General features: G+C 40.1%; 18 protein-coding genes. All 18 read left to right on the top strand.

Going from position 1 to position 18,523, the window contains the following annotated elements:
* The first annotated feature begins 9 nt into the window (after positions 1-9).
* The 18 genes from HED61_RS15615 (at position 10) to HED61_RS15530 (ending at position 18,481) form a co-directional block, all read left to right on the top strand.
* Positions 10-933 carry a DUF5655 domain-containing protein gene (locus HED61_RS15615; protein ID WP_219645097.1) on the top strand — a complete coding sequence of 308 codons (924 nt, stop codon included), beginning with the start codon at positions 10-12 and terminating at the stop codon, positions 931-933.
* A 231-nt stretch (positions 934-1,164) separates the two neighbouring features.
* Positions 1,165-1,500 carry a nucleotide pyrophosphohydrolase gene (locus HED61_RS15610; RefSeq protein WP_219645098.1) on the top strand — a complete coding sequence of 112 codons (336 nt, stop codon included), beginning with the start codon at positions 1,165-1,167 and terminating at the stop codon, positions 1,498-1,500.
* A gap of 860 nt (positions 1,501-2,360) precedes the next feature.
* The gene (locus HED61_RS15605) at positions 2,361-3,629 is read left to right on the top strand and encodes a PTS sugar transporter subunit IIC (protein WP_219645099.1); all 1,269 of its coding nucleotides are present in this window, start codon (positions 2,361-2,363) and stop codon (positions 3,627-3,629) included.
* 29 nt (positions 3,630-3,658) lie between these two features.
* Positions 3,659-4,582 (top strand): DUF7916 family protein, encoded by a 924-nt coding sequence (locus tag HED61_RS15600; protein WP_021150459.1) that lies wholly within the window; start codon positions 3,659-3,661, stop codon positions 4,580-4,582.
* 424 nt (positions 4,583-5,006) lie between these two features.
* Positions 5,007-5,423 carry a PTS sugar transporter subunit IIA gene (locus HED61_RS15595; protein ID WP_103300139.1) on the top strand — a complete coding sequence of 139 codons (417 nt, stop codon included), beginning with the start codon at positions 5,007-5,009 and terminating at the stop codon, positions 5,421-5,423.
* Positions 5,420-5,890 carry a PTS sugar transporter subunit IIB gene (locus HED61_RS15590; RefSeq protein ID WP_176332902.1) on the top strand — a complete coding sequence of 157 codons (471 nt, stop codon included), beginning with the start codon at positions 5,420-5,422 and terminating at the stop codon, positions 5,888-5,890. The genes HED61_RS15595 and HED61_RS15590 overlap by 4 nt, the downstream gene beginning before the upstream one ends.
* Positions 5,891-5,902: 12 nt before the next feature.
* Positions 5,903-6,670 (top strand): PTS mannose/fructose/sorbose/N-acetylgalactosamine transporter subunit IIC, encoded by a 768-nt coding sequence (locus HED61_RS15585; RefSeq protein ID WP_081131920.1) that lies wholly within the window; start codon positions 5,903-5,905, stop codon positions 6,668-6,670.
* A 12-nt stretch (positions 6,671-6,682) separates the two neighbouring features.
* Positions 6,683-7,495 (top strand): PTS system mannose/fructose/sorbose family transporter subunit IID, encoded by an 813-nt coding sequence (locus tag HED61_RS15580; protein ID WP_219645100.1) that lies wholly within the window; start codon positions 6,683-6,685, stop codon positions 7,493-7,495.
* Positions 7,496-7,549: 54 nt separating this feature from the next.
* Entirely contained in the window at positions 7,550-8,515 is a 966-nt protein-coding gene (locus HED61_RS15575; RefSeq protein WP_230322291.1) for an SIS domain-containing protein, read from the top strand.
* Positions 8,516-8,884: 369 nt separating this feature from the next.
* A complete protein-coding gene (locus HED61_RS15570; RefSeq protein ID WP_138371216.1) occupies positions 8,885-11,611 on the top strand; it encodes a sigma 54-interacting transcriptional regulator in 2,727 nt (908 codons plus the stop codon).
* Between the two features lie 10 nt (positions 11,612-11,621).
* On the top strand, positions 11,622-12,248 hold the full coding sequence (locus HED61_RS15565) for an HAD family hydrolase (protein ID WP_219645101.1): 627 nt from the start codon (positions 11,622-11,624) through the stop codon (positions 12,246-12,248).
* A gap of 469 nt (positions 12,249-12,717) precedes the next feature.
* Entirely contained in the window at positions 12,718-13,320 is a 603-nt protein-coding gene (xrtG, locus tag HED61_RS15560) for an exosortase family protein XrtG (protein WP_113849266.1), read from the top strand.
* Positions 13,320-14,654: a TIGR03111 family XrtG-associated glycosyltransferase gene (locus tag HED61_RS15555; RefSeq protein WP_103300143.1), complete on the top strand. Its 1,335-nt coding sequence runs from the start codon at positions 13,320-13,322 to the stop codon at positions 14,652-14,654. The genes xrtG and HED61_RS15555 overlap by 1 nt, the downstream gene beginning before the upstream one ends.
* Positions 14,655-14,660: 6 nt before the next feature.
* Entirely contained in the window at positions 14,661-15,032 is a 372-nt protein-coding gene (locus HED61_RS15550; RefSeq protein ID WP_113849268.1) for a 6-carboxytetrahydropterin synthase, read from the top strand.
* Positions 15,033-15,045: 13 nt separating this feature from the next.
* A complete protein-coding gene (locus tag HED61_RS15545; protein WP_219645102.1) occupies positions 15,046-15,750 on the top strand; it encodes a glycosyltransferase family protein in 705 nt (234 codons plus the stop codon).
* Between the two features lie 21 nt (positions 15,751-15,771).
* Complete coding sequence (locus HED61_RS15540) at positions 15,772-16,587, top strand: glycosyltransferase family protein (protein WP_219645103.1); 816 nt, start codon at positions 15,772-15,774, stop codon at positions 16,585-16,587.
* Entirely contained in the window at positions 16,587-17,294 is a 708-nt protein-coding gene (locus tag HED61_RS15535; RefSeq protein WP_021150446.1) for an EAL domain-containing protein, read from the top strand. The genes HED61_RS15540 and HED61_RS15535 overlap by 1 nt, the downstream gene beginning before the upstream one ends.
* A gap of 17 nt (positions 17,295-17,311) precedes the next feature.
* On the top strand, positions 17,312-18,481 hold the full coding sequence (locus tag HED61_RS15530) for a GGDEF domain-containing protein (RefSeq protein ID WP_219645104.1): 1,170 nt from the start codon (positions 17,312-17,314) through the stop codon (positions 18,479-18,481).
* Positions 18,482-18,523: the final 42 nt, after the last annotated feature.

Genomic DNA, 18,523 nt, shown 5'->3' with positions numbered 1-18,523 from the left:
TTGAGTTATTTGGCGCTTTATCAATTGAGCAACCTGAAAATGAAAGAAATTAAAGAAGAAGTTTTTGCTAAAGAAAGGCAATTGCAAGAACTCATTGAGGAAAACTTAGAAACATTATTTAATTTGGACTTTGTTGCTTCAGAATTTACTGTAGGTAATTTTCGGTTAGATACGGTAGCTTATGATTCTGATACTAAAAGTTTTGTAATAATTGAATATAAAAAAGGAAAACGATACAGTGTAATTGATCAAGGGTATGCCTATCTTAATACTTTGTTGGCTCATAAGGGCGATTTTGTTTTAAAGTACAATGAGTATTATCCAAATCAGTTAAAAAAAATTGTTGATATTGATTGGTCACAGACTCGTATTATTTTTGTGGCAAATGAATATACAGAGTATCAATATGGAGCAATTAATAACCCCAAGCTACCAATAGATTTAGTAATTGCTAAAAAATATAAGAATGATCTTGTTACTATTGAATCATTAACAAAAACAAGCAATATAAATTCGTCTAAACAAAGTGATGATGAAGCATTAGAACGTGGATTGTCAAAAGAAATTAGGCTTTATACAGAGAAAGAGCATATGTTGAAAGGCTCAGAAGAAATTCAAGATCTCTATAAAGAATTAAAAGATATTATATTAACTTGGGATAATGATATTAAAGTAAAAGCGGTTAAGCATTACAATTCATTCAAGTTAAAGCGAAATATTGTTGATATTCAAATTCAAAAAAGCTCTCTCAAGATTTGGATTAACTTGAAATCAGGTGAATTAAATGATTCACGAAATTTAGCAAGAGATGTGAGTAAAATTGGTCATTGGGGAAAAGGGGACTATGAGGTCATCATGAGAAATAATCAAGAAATTGAGTATATTGCTAGCTTGATTAAACAATCATGGAAGTATCATAAATATCAAGGATAGAAGTAATTACTTTTAAACAGAAATCTAAAAGAATAGATTTACTCATATTTATCAGAAAGCTACGGTGATATTTCAAACTAATTCTGTAATGCCAACTATTTTTTAAGCTTCGAGAAAATACTGGATAGAAAATGAAGCTGTGAAGATAAAAACGTTATTAGCTAATTAATCTATCCGACACGCTATCTCAAAAGAGCAAGGTAGCTATTCATTAGAGCAAAAGGAGAAACTATGATTCACAAAGAAACCTCCATGGAATTAATCAATAAATTTCGTGATGAACGGAATTGGCGTCAATTTCACAATGAGAAAGATTTGGCGCTTTCGATTTCAATCGAAGCCGCAGAATTGCTGGAGATCTTTCAATGGAAATCTTCGGAAGAGGCGCTGAAAGATTTTGAACACCTCAAAGAAGAAATTGCCGACGTGTTGATCTACAGTTATATGCTGGCGGATAATCTAAAGCTAGATGTTGATGAGATCATCAAAGAGAAACTGCAGAAAAATGCGGTGAAATATCCGGTGGAACAAAGCAAGGATTCCAAGAAGAAATACCGGGAGTTATGAGTAATAGTCTGATAAAAGAGACCAGAATCGGAAGGATTCTTGGTCTCTTTTTGAGGAGGGGTGTCGGTAGAAATCGGGCGCGGACACTTAACATCCATCTTCTATAATTTTACTTGAATCGCTTTGTTAGAAAGAAAACACTGCAACACAAGAAACAATAACCTTCCCTGTTATCTATGTTCCTACAAGAGGAGCAGCAATACCTCTATCTCCGTTTGTTTTTGCTAAAAGAATAGCACGCTTTTCATTCCACATAGAAAGACGTCCATATTCTGAAATTTTTATTCATTTTTTCTCAGATGTTAGCTTGCAAACCCTTTCAAGATTCGCTACACTAATAACCGAATAGGAACCAAAAAAATAGGCACCTTATCACTCTGCGGGAACAGAGGGATAAGGCCCTGATCAGTCACAACTTTAAGACAGATGACCAATCAAGTTGCCATAGTTGAACGCCATCGGCATCAACGTGTTTATTGTACCCAAAAATCTGCTGGATTTCTAGTGGTAGCAGGTATTTTGTGGGAAATTTTCACAGGATGCCCGACGCTTATTTTGCTATGTCAAAGGCATTGGACAGTCTTGTCCGATGCCTTTTTTTGTTGGATGCATTCATGCGCAGGATGGGTCCAATAGATCAACAAGCAAGAAGCCTACTAAAATCTGTTTCCCAAAATAGGCAGTCATAGCTGAACGAGAAATGCAGGAAATGATCAGTAGTTTGGCGTGCAGCACTTCTATCCTAGGCTCAGAAGATGGCAAGCCTTGGTTTCTATTCGTTTTTTCTTGCACGGTAGGTGATAACAGGCTGTTTCTTGGACGAAGACAAGCCATAATGAAAGAGAAAATGGAGGGGAAAGATGAAAAAAATTGAACAGTGGATGGAAAGATTTCTTTTACCTATTGCGGTCAGAGTGGGAAATATTAAAGGCTTGATTGCTATCAGAGATGGTATTGCGTTGGCGATGCCTCTGATTATTATTGGTAGTGTGTTTTTGATTATCAGTAGTTTCCCGATTTCCGGATGGACAGAGGGGATAGGTAAGCTGGCAGATGGACGATTGTTGCAGATGATGAACCATGTGGTAAATTCTTCTTTTGGGATCATGGGTTTGATTGCTGCTTTTGGGATTGGCCGCGGAATGGCGAACCAGTATCAGGTAGACGGGACCAGTGCTGGTGTATTAGCTGTATCCGCCTGGTTGATCTTAACACCCAATATTCTCAGTGAGGAAGGGCAAGGAATTCCAGTGACGTATTTAGGCAGTCGAGGGATTTTCATTGCGATCGTTGTGGGATTAATAACTGCTTGGATTTTTCAATGGTTTATTCGACGCAATATTGTTATCAAGATGCCTGAAAGCGTACCGCCAGCAGTCAGTCGGAGCTTTGCGGCGTTGATTCCTGGAACGGTCATTTTACTGTTGGCATTTTTATTGGCGTTTATAATCGATTTATCTGCTTTTGAAAATGCCCATATGCTCTTGGCCACCAGCTTAGCCGGACCGTTGGGGTTTATTGGCGGAACATTAGCCGGTGCCATGTTGACGGTCTTCTTAAATAGTCTTTTCTGGTTTATGGGGATTCACGGAGGCAATATTGTCGGTTCAGTGACGGGACCAATCTTTTTGGCGAATACAGATGCGAATCGGCTGGCTTTTCAGAGTGGACAGGAATTGCCGCAGATTTTGACTTCTCAATTTTTCGATATGTTTGCTTATATTGGCGGTGGTGGAGCAGTCCTTGGGTTAGTGATTGCCTTGTTGTTCTTCGGTAAAAGTGCTCAGTCAAAAGCTCTTAAACCGATTGCTTCGGTGCCAAATCTATTTAATATCAGTGAGCCAGTGATGTTTGGCCTGCCAGTCATGTTAAATATGAATCTGTTGATACCATTTCTATTGACGCCAGTTATTAATGTAGTTATTGCATATACCGCAACGAATGCCGGCCTATTGCACAAGACGATTGGTGTGGCAGTCCCTTGGACAACACCCCCATTAATCAGCGGCTTTTTAGCGACGGGACATATTTCTGGGGTGATCTGGCAATTGATTATCATCGGCGTGGATATCTTGTGCTACTTACCATTCTTTTTACTGGTAGATAAGGCGCAACGAGACGTAGAATAGAAGTGAATAAAGAGAGAGGAGCAAAAAAGATGAAACGATTGATTAGTGCAACCGCTAGTGAAATTGCAAAAATGTCTAGGGAGGAACTGAAGCAAAGCATCAAAGCCAGTGAAGGTCGGGTGGTCTTGTCTGAAAATGTGGTGCTGCATCCTCCTTTAGAAGCAAATATTACCTACAGTGAGTTTTCTCGTGCCTATGGGGCTGATTTAATTTTATTAAACGGTTTTGATACAGAAAATCCAGTTATTCTAGGAATGTATGGCGAAAATTCATTGAGTCAGGTGACGTCAACAGATAAATCCGAGATTATTCGCGAGTTGAAAAGACTCGTTGGATTGCCGATTGGCGTGAACCTAGAGCCAGTGGATCTGACTGCTCAAATGGCTGAAGATCGGATAACGATTGCCTCAGGACGACAAGCCACAAAAGAAACCTTCCAAAAAGCCAATCAGCTAGGCTTTGATTTCATTTGTCTGACAGGCAATCCCGGGGTTGGGGTGAGTAATCAAGCGATTGTTGAAGCAATCAAAGAAGCCAGAAAATCCTTTACTGGATTGATCATTGCTGGGAAAATGCATGGTGCCGGTGTAAGTGAACCAGTAGTCGATCAATCGGTGGTTCATCAAATGATTGCTGCTGGGGCAGATGTTTTATTGGTTCCGGCGATTGGCACAGTTCCCGGTGTGAATGAGGAACTGCTGCAAGCGGTGATAGACGATGCGCATTCGCAAGATGTCTTAGTGATGAGCGCAATCGGCACCAGTCAAGAGAGTGCCGAACCAGAAACCATTCGTGAAATTGCCTTGAGAAATAAAATTTTAGGCGTTGATATTCAGCATATTGGTGATGCAAATATGGGGATATATGGAATTGAGAATATTACCGTCTTATCAAACGCAATTCGTGGTAAACGACATACGGCTGCAAGACTGGCACGATCGGTGAATCGTTAGCCGATAATAGGAGTGAATTTTAAAGAGTCGTGGAGACGTATGGTAGGTATATAGTAGAGATGTGTAGTAGAGATATGTAGTAGAGATACGTAGTAGAGATATGTAGAGATATATGTAATAGAAACGTGTTGAAAGGAATTGCCAGCTGCACAAGCTTTCAATTGGATGGCAACCGTCAATGCTCATTGATTAAGCTAGTTTAGGCAACCCCTACAAAAAGCAGCATTTTAAATAACTAACAATACTTCAAGCTCTTGGAAATGTTTCCAAGAGCTTTTTTTGCCCAACACTCCCACCCAACACTCTCTCAGCACACTTTTTTCCAGTGTTGAGAGCCGGCAGGATCCTTGCTATGACAGCGCTTTAGAAAGTTGGCACGCCTTTTGCTTATAGAAAGGTGTAAACAGACAGGAGGGTTAATGATATGGCAACAATCATTCTAGCAAGCCATGGAGAGTTATCTCAAGGATTAAAACAGACTGCTGCAATGATTATAGGAGATCATTCGAACATTTATGCATTATCTGCTTTTCGAGACGAAGATCAACCGATGACAGAGCAAATTCAGAATATATTAGCCAAAGTAGACTTGGCAGACACGTATATTCTTACAGATATTCTTGGAGGGAGTGTCAACAACGACCTGCTGGGGGTCGTTCAAGAGCACCCCGATTTGGAACTGATCACTGGAATGAATCTTCCATTGGTGATCACACTTGCTACACAAGTCAACCGAGTCTCGCAAGAAGAATTAGCAGCTATTATTCAGGAAAGTCAGCGATCTATTGTGAATTGTAAGAAATTACTAGTCGAAGCAACAGCAGAGGAGGATGAATTATGATCAAATTAGTACGGATCGACCATCGCTTGTTACATGGTCAGGTTGTTTTTTCATGGAGTAAGTTTTTTAATATCAACCGTATTATTGTCGCAAACGATGAAGCTGCCAATGATGAATTCAAGAAGATGTCGTTGAATCTTTCCAAACCGGCGGGCATCAAGCTAACGATTTTAGCAACGGATCAACTGATCGCTAAAATGCCTAAGATCGAACAACTCGCCGAAAACATCATGATCATTTTTGGGAATACCCATGAGACGCGGCGATTTATTGAAGCATATCCTAAAGTCAAAGAGATCAATTATGGCGGAATCATCAAAAAAGCCGGCTCAAAGCAATACAGCAATGCCATTTTTTTGACAGAGGCGGAAGCAGAAGATGCGCGCAAAATGAAAGATCTGGGGATCGTGCAGTATATGCAGCAGGTACCAACCTCTAAGAAAGAGGATTTAAATACAATGCTATAAAGGAGGAAAAAAATGCTCATTCGGTCGATTGTATTAGGTTTAATTGGTGTTTTTTGTATTTTGGATTCACGGCTGTTGGGAAGGTTGAACTTTGAGCGACCTTTGATCGTTAGTACATTAGTTGGTCTAGCGTTAGGAGATTTGGAAAAAGGGTTGATCGTCGGTGCCTCATTGGAATTGATGTCTTTGGGACTTGTCAATATTGGAGCGGCAGCACCACCTGACATGAATATGGCGTCGATCATTGCGACATCTTTTGCTATTTTATCAAATGCCAATGCAGAGGCTGCATTGACGATTGCGATTCCAATCTCTGTTTTAGGACAAATGCTCGGGATTCTCATGCGAACGATTTTATCGAATTTGACACACGCGGCAGACAAATTTATTGAGCAAGGGAAGTTTAATCAAGCCCGAAGAATTCATATTTTCTATGGGACGGGCTTATACGCACTGATGTATTTCATTCCGATATTCATGGCCATTTATTTTGGCACGAACTTAGTCACACAAGTCGTTGAGGCTATTCCGCAATGGCTGACAGATGGCTTGACGGTGGCTAGTAAGATCTTGCCAGCTTATGGGTTTGCGTTGTTGCTGCAAACGATGCTGACGAAAAAAATGGTCGCATTTCTATTTCTAGGGTTCTTGATCACGGCTTATTCTGGTTTAAGTGTGACTGGAGTTGCGGCCTTTGCTTGTATTGTGGCTTTTGTCATGGTTCAAGTAGGAAATCGAGCAGGCAAGCCGCAAGACCCAGATCCATTAGATGACTTATAAGGAGGTTCATTCATGAAAAAGAAAGATCCAAATGTATGGAAATATCGTCAGTTTTTCTGGCGCTCATGGGCGATTCAAGCGTCTTGGAACTATGAAAGACAGATGAATATGGGCTTTATGTATGGTATCGCACCGATTTTGGATGCCATCTATAAGAATCCTGAAGATGAGCAAAGAAAAAAAGAGGCTTACGAACGACACATGATGTACTACAACTGTACGCCGCAAACAAGTGCCTTTGTTCTAGGATTAGCTTCATCGATGGAAGAACAATATTACGAAGATCCAGTTAGTTTCAATCCGGAATCTATTAGTGCGGTGAAGACTTCTTTGATGGGACCTTTATCAGGGGTGGGTGATTCCTTCTTTCAAGGAACCATTCGCGTATTGGCATTTGGTCTAGGAATCAACCTAGCCCAGCAAGGCAGTATCTTGGGCCCAATCTTAGCCATGATCGTTTCCTTCTTGCCATCCTTTTTTGTGACTTATTATGGGGGCAAGATCGGCTACACCATGGGAAACAAGTATTTAGCCAAACTTTATCAAGAAGGCTTAATGGACAAGGTGATGTACATTTGTTCCATTGTAGGATTGATGGTGATTGGCTCCATGATCGCCAGTATGATCGGGATCACGACACCGATTCAAATGAGTGAAGCATTCGTGTTACAGGATGTCTTAGATAATGTCATGCCTCAGATTCTGCCATTAGGCATCACGTTCTTGATGTATTGGCTGTTGCAGAAAAAAGTGAAAACAGGGTGGATGTTAGCAATCTGTTTGATCGGTGGGATCGTGATGAGTCTTTTAGGAATACTTGCATAAGTGAACCAACCATTTATGGTTTATGGTTAAAAATTTAAAGGAGGAATTCATTCAATGAATCCAAAACAAATTGTCCAAGAAATTGTCAAAGAGAAAGAGGTAAAATCGATTGTCTTCGTTGGCTGCGGCGCCTCTAAAGCAGACCTATATCCAGCTAAGTATTTTCTCGACCAAAATGCGAAGCAATTACGGATCAGTCATTATACAGCCAACGAATTCAATCATGCGACACCTGCTTCCCTTGATGAAACGACTGTCGTTATTTCAGCTTCTTTAGGAGGTACGACTCCTGAAACCGTTGAAGCAAATGCAGTTGCGAAAGAAAAAGGTGCCACTGTCATTAGTTTAACACGAAGCGTAGATTCACCGTTAACAAAAGATGCAGATTATGTTATCTACCATCGCTTTGCAGAAAATTATGCCGCAAAACTGGAGAAGACCGGCTTCTGTTTGGAATTGGCAGTTGAATTGCTTCATCAAATTGAAGGCTATGAACACTATGATGCCATGATGGCAGGCTTTGCTACTATCTATGATTTATCACAAAAGAGTGCCGAATCTGCCCGCAAGCAAGCAAAAGCTTTCGCTCAACGCTTCAAAGATGAGCAAGTCATTTATGTGATGAGTAGCGGTGCGACCCATGAAGTGGCTTATTCCACGTCGATTTGTTTGTTGATGGAAATGCAATGGATCCACTCAGGCACATTCCATTCTGGCGAATTTTTCCATGGTCCTTTCGAGATCGTGGACAAAGATGTACCGTTTATCTTATTGATGAATGATGGAAAAACCAGAGAGATCGATGCGCGGGCATTAACCTTCTTGGAACGCTTTGATACGAAAACAGAAGTAGTCGATGCTTTAGACTATGGCTTGTCGGCTCATATCAGCAAAGAAGTGCTTGATTACTTCAACCCATTCGTGATCACCGCTGTGTTTAGAGTCTATGCAGAAGAACTTTCTGAAGCAAGAGAACATCCATTGACGAAAAGACGTTACATGTGGAAACTAACTTACTAATAAAGAACTTACTAAAAAATGGTGATTGAAGTCAACAACCGACGACATGATCCCAACAATCGCAAAGATGGAGGCCTCTCGTGACAGTGTCGCGAGAGGATTTGTTGGAATAGTACCATCCCTCCTGCGATTTTTCTTTGATTCGGAGAGTCGGTACAAATCTCCTTGTTGTGTCGCTGATGGGACCGGTTCTTTGCATCGATATTTGTCGGAAAACAATTTTGCAGTCAGAATTAGCAGCGGGATTCTTGTGATAATGATCTGCTATTTTAGGAGAAATCGCTTGGTTTTTCTCAGATCAAAGCCTCAAGATAAGGTAAAATAAATGGATCTTGGAAAGAGCGTAAATTCAATGAGGGAGTGGCAAATATGAAGACGTTAAACAATTATTTATTTAAGTTGACTTCAAAAATTGAAGAGATCGATGCGGCTTGTTTCTCGGCAAATAAGATTGCCAATGCAATGAATCTGAATCGCAGTACAGTCAGCAGCTACCTGAATGAAGGCGTGCGGCAAGGGGAATTGATCAAAGTCAAAACGTATCCCGTCTTATTTTTACATAGAAAAGGCTTAGAAGATCAAGGCTATGTCCTCTCTAAGAGTGAGTATGACTCCCTTGATTTTCTAAAAAAGGACGCTCCTGAGTCCGTTTTTCAAAAAGTGATTGGTGCGACGGGAAGTTTAAAAGAGAGCATTGATCAAATAAAAACAGCGGTACTTTATCCAAATCAGGGATTGCCATTGCTGTTAGTAGGTGCCAGCGGTTCAGGAAAGACCTTTTTGGCGAGTAAAATCTATGCCTATGCATTGGAAGAACACGTCTTGCAGCCGAAAAGTCCCTACATTGCCTATAATTGTGCCCAGTATTTTAATAATCCGGAATTGCTGTCTGCTGCACTCTTTGGCTATACCAAAGGGGCTTTCACGGGTGCCAATGAGCACCATAGCGGTCTACTTGAAAAAGCGGATGGCGGGATTCTCTTTTTAGACGAAGTCCACCGGTTATCAGAAGAAGGGCAGGAGAAACTGTTCACCTTTATGGACACGGGGGAGTATTCCCCGATGGGAGACAATAGTGTCCGTCGAAAAGCCAATGTCCGGCTGATTTTTGCGACGACAGAGAACATTTACACCACTTTTTTGCCCACTTTTCTGCGAAGGTTGCCGGTGATCGTTACATTGCCTACCTTTCAGCAACGCCCTTTATCAGAAAGGCTAGCGCTGATTGATGAATTTTTCCTGAATGAGAGCAAAATCTTAGATCGGAATCTGACCGTTTCTGATCAATTGATCGATTTTTTGATGAATAGCGATTTTGATGGCAACGTGGGCAATATCAAGAATATCATTAAATATGCCTGCGGCAATGCCTATGTCCATCAGAAACAGAAGCCCACGGTTCAAATCAAATTATTGGATATGCCGATCGAATACAGCAGCAAATTCAAAGAAAATTTTACAAAACCTCGAAAAAATTCCAGCGATCGGCACTATTCGCCTACGGATCAGAACAAAAATCTTTTAAGCACGAACAGCAACGATCTGCTGATCCAATTTTTTGATGAGATGTTTTTAGAATTTACTGAAGTCATCAATGACAACAAAAACTTCAAAGAGTACATGAATCGGCTATCGAAGAAAGTGACCCGCATCATGGATGCGTTTATTTTTCAAGAGTCCTATGATGAGGAACACTCGATTTATTCGGTATTGGTGTATCATATCCGTCAAACCATCGATTTTCTCCATGACAGCTATGGCTTTGAGCAAGACGGCAATCGCGTGATCACATTGGCAAACTATCTCTATATCAAAGGCAATTATGCCTATTTTGATGATCGAAAAGAGAATGTGGCATTGAAAGAGACATTCCGTGAATTTTTAAAAAATATTGCCGAGACGCCGTACCTTTACGCGAAAAAGATCTTGTACCACTTGTCCCAAAATCTAGACTTGACAGTCGAAGAAGAGGATATCTATTTTATGACGATCTTCTTTTATAGCTTGAATAGTGCAACGGTTCAAACTGGCGTCAAGAGTGTCGTCTTGGCTCACGGATATTCGACCGCTAGCAGTTTGGCGAATGTGGCCAATCGGATATTGGGGAAAAATGTCTTTCAAGCCTATGATATGCCGATCGATATTTCATTGCGTAAAATAGAAGCACAGATCCTTCGCTATATCAGCGAGAACCGCACTGATCATGGCTTGATTTTGTTAGTCGATATGGGTTCTCTCAATCAGTTGGGCGAGTCGTTGAAAAAGCAGCTAAAAGGACCATTACTGATTATTGACCATGTGAACACCCCCTTATTATTGGAAGTGGGTCAGGCCGTATTGTCTGGGAACAGTTTGACAGAGATTAATGAGAAAATCCAAGCACAGTTTACGATTCAAAAGCAATTAGTCCTTCCTGTCGTCAAGAAGAAAAAAGCCATCATCACTTGCTGTTACACAGGGATCGGCAGTGCACGACAGATTCAAGAAATCTTGATTCGCTGCTTGGGAGAAAAAGCTGAAGAGTTAGAGATCATTCCCTACGATTATAAAAAATTATTTGAGAATAAAAACTATGAGATTCCCTTTCAACTCTATGATGTATTAATGATCGTTGGCACAGAGAATCCGCAGATCCCCCATGTTCCTTATATTGGGTTAGACTGTTTGATCAATGGGGAGGCGATCGGGACCTTTATCAATTGCCTTTATGGCAATTTTGAGATTGAAGAGGAGACGCTAAAAGAAGATCTGATCTTTAATTTTTCCCTCAGTAAGATCGTTGAGAACTTGACGATCTTAGATGCCGATAAAGTATTGACGTCGGTCCAATCGGCCATCAGTGAAATCGAGAAACTAAGAACGCAGAAATTTTCAAATAATCAACTGTTTCTCTTGTATTTACACTGTTGTTGTATGATCGAACGTATTTTACGCAAAGAGTCTGTCGATGAACAAGAAGATCTGGCGGCTTATAAAAAAGAACATAAAAAACAAATGGAGTTGATTCATTTGGCATTCAGTAATATCGAGAAAGAATATACGATCCAAGTCCCTGATTTGGAAGTGCGCTTGCTGAACGATATTATCGAAGGATAGGAGCAGAGGTATGCAAAAAGGAATTATTTTTGATATGGATGGGGTACTGATCGATAGTGAAGTCTACTATTTCAAGCGCAGAATGAATTTCTTTGCGGAAGTACAGCTGTCACCAGGATCCCGGGCGATCAATGATTATGTGGGAAAGACAGAAGCAGAGATTTGGCAGATGCTGGTTCCAGAGAATCCTTCTTTGAGAGCAGAACTGAAAACAACTTATCGCGCTTATCAAAAGCAGCATCCCATTGATTTTGAACAAGCGTTAAGAAAAGAAGTAAAACCGGTTCTTAAAAAATTATCAGCCGCTGGCATCCCCATGGCTCTTGCTTCTTCTTCTCCACGGCGGATGATTGACGAGATGTTGACGGCGTGTCAACTGCAGTCTTATTTCTGTTATGTGATCAGTGGGGAAGAGCTGACTCAAAGCAAGCCCCACCCGGAGATCTATCAACTGGCACAAAGCCATTTAGACTGCGAGCAGATCGCAGCCGTAGAGGACTCGCCAATCGGCATTCAATCTGCCAAAGCAGCTGGTATTTATACGATTGCGCTGAAGCAGCCCTTTGATGTCGATCAAAGCCAGGCGGATCAGATGATTGACAGTCTGGAAGAGTTGTTATCTTTATTCATTGAGTAACAAACAGCGATTATCCCATCTTCCCTTTTACAACGCGCTATCTGTGAACATTTTTCTGTTTAGTGTTGCATTCTTTGACAGGTGTTTTCAGATGGTAAATCAGCCATTTAAATAAAGGAGCGTTGACAGCGTGCTTGTCAATGCTCCTTTATTATTTTTCTTTTGTATGATTTGAGAAAACTGAGTGCACAAATAGGCGGCGATGAGTATTTATTAACAAGTCCTTGGGCTCTTTGGTGATAAAAAATAAGAGGATTTTAATATTTGTAAGAATCTATTGCCAAGTAAACCTTGCAGATTTACAATGTAAAAACGGACCATTTTCTGAAATAAATTTGATTGATTACATTTTTTTTAGTGTGTAAAATAGACAAAGTGACAATGGTCTATGCTCAAAAAAGATTGTTATTTGTTGATCATAGTGACTGTTGCAACGATTAGGATGAAAAAAAAGAAAAAGGGTTGAAAAATGAACATATACGTATTGATTGGCATAGTTGTTTGGCTGTATTTGTTGTCTGTGATGAAACGCTCCAAACTCTCAGCCTTTTATTTTATTCTGGGAAGTGTCGGCCTGTTTTATTTACTGATTGTATTCAGCCGACCTTACTGGGTGTGGTTTTTGACACAATTAGTGATCAAAGTCGTGGATTTATTTGGTTCCTTTGCCAATGTGACGGAAGAATTTAGTCAGTATAGCTTGATTGTGATCCACAGCGCCAAAGAGCAGATGTCTTTGTATGTTGATTACGAGTGTTCAGGCGTCATCGAAACGGCTGCTTATTTAGGCTTGCTGGCATTTTATCCTTTATACAATCGACAGGAAAAAGTGTTTTATGCTCTCTTTGGGACGTTGTGGATTTTTGTGAGTAATGTTATCAGATTACTCTTTGTTGTGGCATTTGTTCATTTCGGCGGCAGCGATGCTTATTTCCTCGCTCACTCGATTTTGGGTCGATTGTTCTTCTATGGACTTGTGATCACATTGTACTATCATACATTTACGTATTCTCAAGTCGCCAGAAGTTTGTATGAGAAGAAGAATCGCTTGTTTAGGAGAGGGGAGCACTGATGGATTACTTATTCAATTTAACCTTGACGCAGATGGGGTTCTGGATTACTTGGCTGTTGATTCCTTTACTCGTAGAGATCATCCCAGGAATCTATTCCACCTGTTTCTTGTTTGTGAAAAATTTCCAAAAGAAGCAACTGGACATTCCAGAAAAACTGCCCTTTATCTCAGTGATCGTCCCTGTTTATAATTCAGCCGAGACACTGTATGCTTGCATTCGTTCGATCAATGAATCGACGTATCCGAATGAGAACATTCAAATTCTCTTAGCAGATAATGGCAGTACCGATGAGAGTTTTGCAGTATTCAATGAGGCGCACAATCACTTCAATCAGCTGAATATGCATTGGATCCGCACTGAACAAGGCAAAGCCCAGGCGTTGAATTCCGCGATCTATGACAGTATTGGGACTTACATTATCAATATTGATAGCGATGGGTTCTTGGAACCTACGGCACTCATGAACATGGTTTTGAAGTTCGAGAATGACTATAGCATCTCTGCAATGTCTGGTACGGTCTTAACGCAAAAAGAAGCAATCAAAAAGACCAAATCACCTATGGTTCGCTGGCTGCAAAAAAGTGAGTACATTGAGTATGCCCAGTCTTTTTTGGCTGGACGGAATGTCGAAGCGTTGAATAATCAGTTGTTCACAATGGCTGGCGCTTTCTCTGGTTTCAGAAAAGAAGTTTTGGTCAATACGTATCTTTATAACACAGACACTGTCGGTGAAGATACTGATATGACTTTTCAAATCAGGCATCGTCTGAAAGAAAAAGTTTCTTTATGCGAGAATGCTATTTTTTATGTTGAACCAATTCAAAGTGTTGACGAATTGTATATTCAACGGCAAAGATGGCAACGAGGTGAGGTAGAAGTAGCAAAAGAGTTTTCCGAAGAACAAGTCGGTTTAGGGAATTTCTTTAAAAACTTTCTGGTACGCCGCCTGATCATCGACCATACCTTCATTTTTCCAAAAATGATTTGGCTTTTCGCCAGCGCCGTTTTATTGTTTTTTGGTTATACGGCAAAAATATTGTTGCTGTCGTATTTGCTTATTTACTTGCTCTATTTCGTTGACTCGCTGCTCAAATTCATCAGTATCTCTTTACTCCTGAAATCATTTAAATCTGACCAGCGATTTTACATGAAATTATGGGGAGAGGTCATTACGTTTCCACTTTACAATTTCCTTGTCTCTTGGTTCCGTTTGATTGGAATCATTAACGGAATCACGTCTCCTGCAAAATGGAATACGACGCCAATCTCTAAAGAAATGAGCCAGATCAAAGACACTATCACCCAAGATATAATGAAAATTAGAAAGAAGTGACCTCAAATGGTGGAAAAACGCTGTATCTATAAATTTAAATCTCATGTGAATGCCAGTCATGCGATGCGCTGGGAAGGTGGTATGGGTGCTAAGCATAACCATACTTGGGAAATTATTTGTGAGATCAAATCTCAAGATGATGAGATGCATCTGTTTGAAGAAATAGAAGGGGTGCTGAAAGACTTTTTCCAACCTTTCTCTGGTAGTTTTTTGAATGAAATGCCGCCATTTTTGGAAATCAATCCCTCTGTCGAAAATGTGACCAATTATTTTTATGACCAATTATCCCTACGACTAGCAGCGATCCAAACAGAACTGATTCGCATCGAAGTAGGGGAATCACCTACTCGCTTTTATTGCATTGAAAAACAAGCATAGGTTGAGGTGGAAAATGAAATCAAAATTTTTTATCGCAGGTAATCGGATCATCAATGGTCTATTTTGCTTATTCTTTGGGTTGACACTGATCTTTGCTTTGATTTCACCAAATATGACGATCGGCGATAACTCGGTCTTTGGAACAAGCACCACTTTAGCAACCACGTTTTTCGTTTTGGGGTCCATTGCATTCATCATTGCGGTGTACTGTTATCCAAAAGTCCAGCAGTTTTTAACTTGGCTTTTTGTGACCCATCGCTATGTGACGGTCACGGTATTCGTCTTAGGAGTATTGGCTTGGCAAATCGTCTTCGTCTCGTTTTTGCATTCGGCGATCGGCTGGGATGTCGCGGCTATCCATGATGCCTTGACGGATACAACGAATCCTGAGATTGTTGCTTATTATAGTTTGAACCAAAATAATTTGCCGATTCTTTTGTGGCAGCACCAATTAGCAGAATGGTTTTCTACAACTTCTTGGCTGTTCTTTGATTCTGTCACCTTGTTCTTAGTCAATCTTTCAGCCCTATTCAATATACTGACGATTCGTCTGCTATGCAAAAAATATCTAGTGCCTGCCATTTATCTGCATGGCGCTTGGCTACTGGTATTTCCTTCGATCATTGTGCCTTATACAGATACGTGGGTTCTACCTTTTGTTTCAGCAAGTCTATTCTTCTATGCCATCATGATTAAAAAAGAGCTTCCGACTAAATAAAACCTGTTAGGTGCAGTTGGTTTGGGGATTGCTGCGGTAGTCGGTTATTTCATCAAACCTTCGGCGCTGATCCTCCTAATTGCTGTTCTATTGATCGAAACAATCAGCTTTTTTGCCAAGAAATGGCAATCAAAAGGGCGCATCGTTTTGCTGATGATTACTTTGATTACGGCTGGCGGCACGTATGCTGTATGCAATCATCAATTAGAAAATCAACAATACATTGCCATTGATGAAAGTCGGGCCATCCCGATGATCCATTTCATGAATATTGGCTTGACGAATGACGGTGGATATAGTGCTGAAGATGCGCAAGCAATGGCAGAATTGCCAACAAAACAAGCAAAAATCGATTACTCGAAAGAAAAAATCCAAGAGCGGCTAAAAGAAAGAGGCGTTCTTGGCTATATCAGTTTTCTTTTTCAAAAGCACCGCAACAATACCGCAGATGGGACGTTTGCGTGGTTGAAAGAAGGTTCGTTCATTCAAGAAGGAGAGACTCCGAAGGGCAAAGGCTTTACCCGCTGGCTGCAAGAAGGCTATTATTTATACGGAAATCGAATTGCCGATTTTCGTTTCATGGCACAAATCTGGTGGGTGATCTGCTTGCTTATCATCGCTTTTGGTTGGAAACGGCAAGGCAAGTACGAACAGATGCTGCGGTTGAGTTTGATAGGCGGCTTCCTCTTCCTGCTTTTGTTCGAAGGTGGGCGTAGTCGTTATTTGATTCAGTTTTTACCATTCTTTTTATTATTGGCAAGCCTTACGATGGGTGATAGTATACGTTTTGTTAAGCGAATTTTTACACTGGATCAAAGGATCAAGGGGGATAAATAATGAATTATGATGAATTGAAATTTTATGGACAGGGGATCCATCATGCAAAGACGAAGGAAATTGTTTTTTTTGAATTATTGTTGAGAAAAGAAGACAATAAAAACATTTTCCCTAAAGATTCTTATTTATCAATGATCAGCCAGCAGGAAGAGCATCAACAGTATGTAAAATGGCTGCAAAAAACATTGACCCGAATTTTAGAAGCCAACCCGACGAAGCGGTTTAGTTTTAATCTCGACCCGCAAGAACTGGAGTACGAAGAGACCTTTGATCTACTTGAGAACTTAAAGGAATACAAGCAGCGACTGATTATTGAGATCACAGAAAAACCGCCAATGAAGAGAAACTACCCTTATTTTTCCGCAGTCAATGTGGAGGCCTTCAAGAAAATCGCTCAGTATGGCTACCAAATCGCATTAGATGATATTGGCCAAGGCATCAACTCTTTGGACAATGTTTTGGAATTGAAGAATTATTTTCAGATCGTCAAATTTTCGGCATTGTCTTTTCAAAAGAAGGTTTCAGAAGATATTCTTCAGAAAATCATCGTGCTGTTTGCAAGCATCGCTGTCCAATTAGATAAAACCTTTGTCGTCGAGGGAATTGAAAATCAAAAATTTGCTAGTTGGTTAGAAACAAATGTTTGTTGTTATCATCAAGGCTATCTCTACTCGACACCGGAAAAAATAGTGACCATCGATTATTAAGGAGCGTGCTATGTTTGATGGATATCATATTATGGCTATATTATACAATCGTTCGTCTAATTGTTGTTCTAGGTGTTGTATTCCTTGACTACTTGATTTATTTATCGATGAAAGAATCCATTTTTTTGAAAACGAAAGCTGTTCTTAGAAAAATTTCTTGGATTGGTATCATGATTATCAGTTTGGTGATTTTGCAAGGGGTGCCCGTGTTATCGGAAAATCTTCTGCAAGATCGCTATACCACGCTTATTCAAAATATGGATCTACAATTGATCGTTCTTTTTTATTTTTTGCATATGCTCAAAGGAACCATGATGCTGCACTTCAATGTGTTCGTATCTATTGCCATCACCTTTTATTATATGTACCAAGGGGAATACCAGACGATTCAAAATTATTTTATAGCAATCATCACGATTGTGCTGATTTACACTTGTTGTCGGATAGTCTTACAGTTAAAAGACAAAAATCTGAATAATATCGGTGTCTATTTCTTGCTGACATTATTTTATGGTGCGTCCTGGGGGGTAAAGATGTATCCGGCATTAGATTTTAGGTTTGCCGGCTATCTTTTCTTCTTACTAAATTTTGTTATGTTGATGATTCTGGTTCGTATGATCAATAAGTTGGTGCGAAGGCAGTTGACGAAATTCGATAACTTGTCTCTTGAAGCACGAACCGATTTTTTAACAGGGATCGGGAATCGGCTGAGTTTTGACCGGGAGTTTAGCCAACGTTTTGCACTTTCTCATACCAAGGAAAATTTAGTTTTTGCTATGGTCGACATTGATTACTTTAAACGGATCAACGATGATTATGGCCATGATATCGGGGATATCATTATAAAAAACGTAGCTAAAATCATTAGTCAAACCCTTTTTCAGTACCAACTTGAAAGTCAAGTCTTTCGTATTGGCGGGGAAGAGTTTGGGATTTTGTTTCAAGAAAAAAGCCAACACGATATTACAGAGATTTTAGAAACGATTAGTAAAAGAGTAAGTAATTTTTCTTTGAATATCCAAGGGGAAGAAGTTCGAGTTACGATTTCAGCCGGCGTTTCCCGTTGCCGAAAAACGGACACCGATAAAGAAGATCTATACAAGCGAGCAGACAAGTATTTGTATATCGCAAAAAGAGAAGGGCGCAATGCCATTTTTATGGAGGGAAAGATCAAACATATTTCTTAGAGATCAAACTTCCTTTCCTAGATGCACGTCAATGAAAACCAA

Origin of the sequence: Enterococcus gallinarum (assembly GCF_021496385.1) — a bacterium.
Lineage (GTDB): Bacteria > Bacillota > Bacilli > Lactobacillales > Enterococcaceae > Enterococcus_D > Enterococcus_D gallinarum.
The sequence above is the reverse complement of the archived record's forward strand: the minus strand, read 5'-3'. Positions and strand labels throughout refer to the sequence as shown.

Bases quoted from the DNA above. Each gene is read 5' to 3' on its own strand.
- HED61_RS15545 (WP_219645102.1), top strand. From the start codon at position 15,046: ATGAAATCAAAATTTTTTATCGCAGGTAATCGGATCATCAATGGTCTA.
- HED61_RS15555 (WP_103300143.1), top strand. From the start codon at position 13,320: ATGGATTACTTATTCAATTTAACCTTGACGCAGATGGGGTTCTGGATT.
- HED61_RS15530 (WP_219645104.1), top strand. From the start codon at position 17,312: ATGGATATCATATTATGGCTATATTATACAATCGTTCGTCTAATTGTT.
- HED61_RS15605 (WP_219645099.1), top strand. From the start codon at position 2,361: ATGAAAAAAATTGAACAGTGGATGGAAAGATTTCTTTTACCTATTGCG.
- HED61_RS15600 (WP_021150459.1), top strand. From the start codon at position 3,659: ATGAAACGATTGATTAGTGCAACCGCTAGTGAAATTGCAAAAATGTCT.
- HED61_RS15535 (WP_021150446.1), top strand. From the start codon at position 16,587: ATGAATTATGATGAATTGAAATTTTATGGACAGGGGATCCATCATGCA.
- HED61_RS15595 (WP_103300139.1), top strand. From the start codon at position 5,007: ATGGCAACAATCATTCTAGCAAGCCATGGAGAGTTATCTCAAGGATTA.
- HED61_RS15590 (WP_176332902.1), top strand. From the start codon at position 5,420: ATGATCAAATTAGTACGGATCGACCATCGCTTGTTACATGGTCAGGTT.
- HED61_RS15550 (WP_113849268.1), top strand. From the start codon at position 14,661: ATGGTGGAAAAACGCTGTATCTATAAATTTAAATCTCATGTGAATGCC.
- HED61_RS15575 (WP_230322291.1), top strand. From the start codon at position 7,550: ATGAATCCAAAACAAATTGTCCAAGAAATTGTCAAAGAGAAAGAGGTA.
- HED61_RS15570 (WP_138371216.1), top strand. From the start codon at position 8,885: ATGAAGACGTTAAACAATTATTTATTTAAGTTGACTTCAAAAATTGAA.
- HED61_RS15565 (WP_219645101.1), top strand. From the start codon at position 11,622: ATGCAAAAAGGAATTATTTTTGATATGGATGGGGTACTGATCGATAGT.
- HED61_RS15585 (WP_081131920.1), top strand. From the start codon at position 5,903: ATGCTCATTCGGTCGATTGTATTAGGTTTAATTGGTGTTTTTTGTATT.
- xrtG (WP_113849266.1), top strand. From the start codon at position 12,718: ATGAACATATACGTATTGATTGGCATAGTTGTTTGGCTGTATTTGTTG.
- HED61_RS15580 (WP_219645100.1), top strand. From the start codon at position 6,683: ATGAAAAAGAAAGATCCAAATGTATGGAAATATCGTCAGTTTTTCTGG.
- HED61_RS15610 (WP_219645098.1), top strand. From the start codon at position 1,165: ATGATTCACAAAGAAACCTCCATGGAATTAATCAATAAATTTCGTGAT.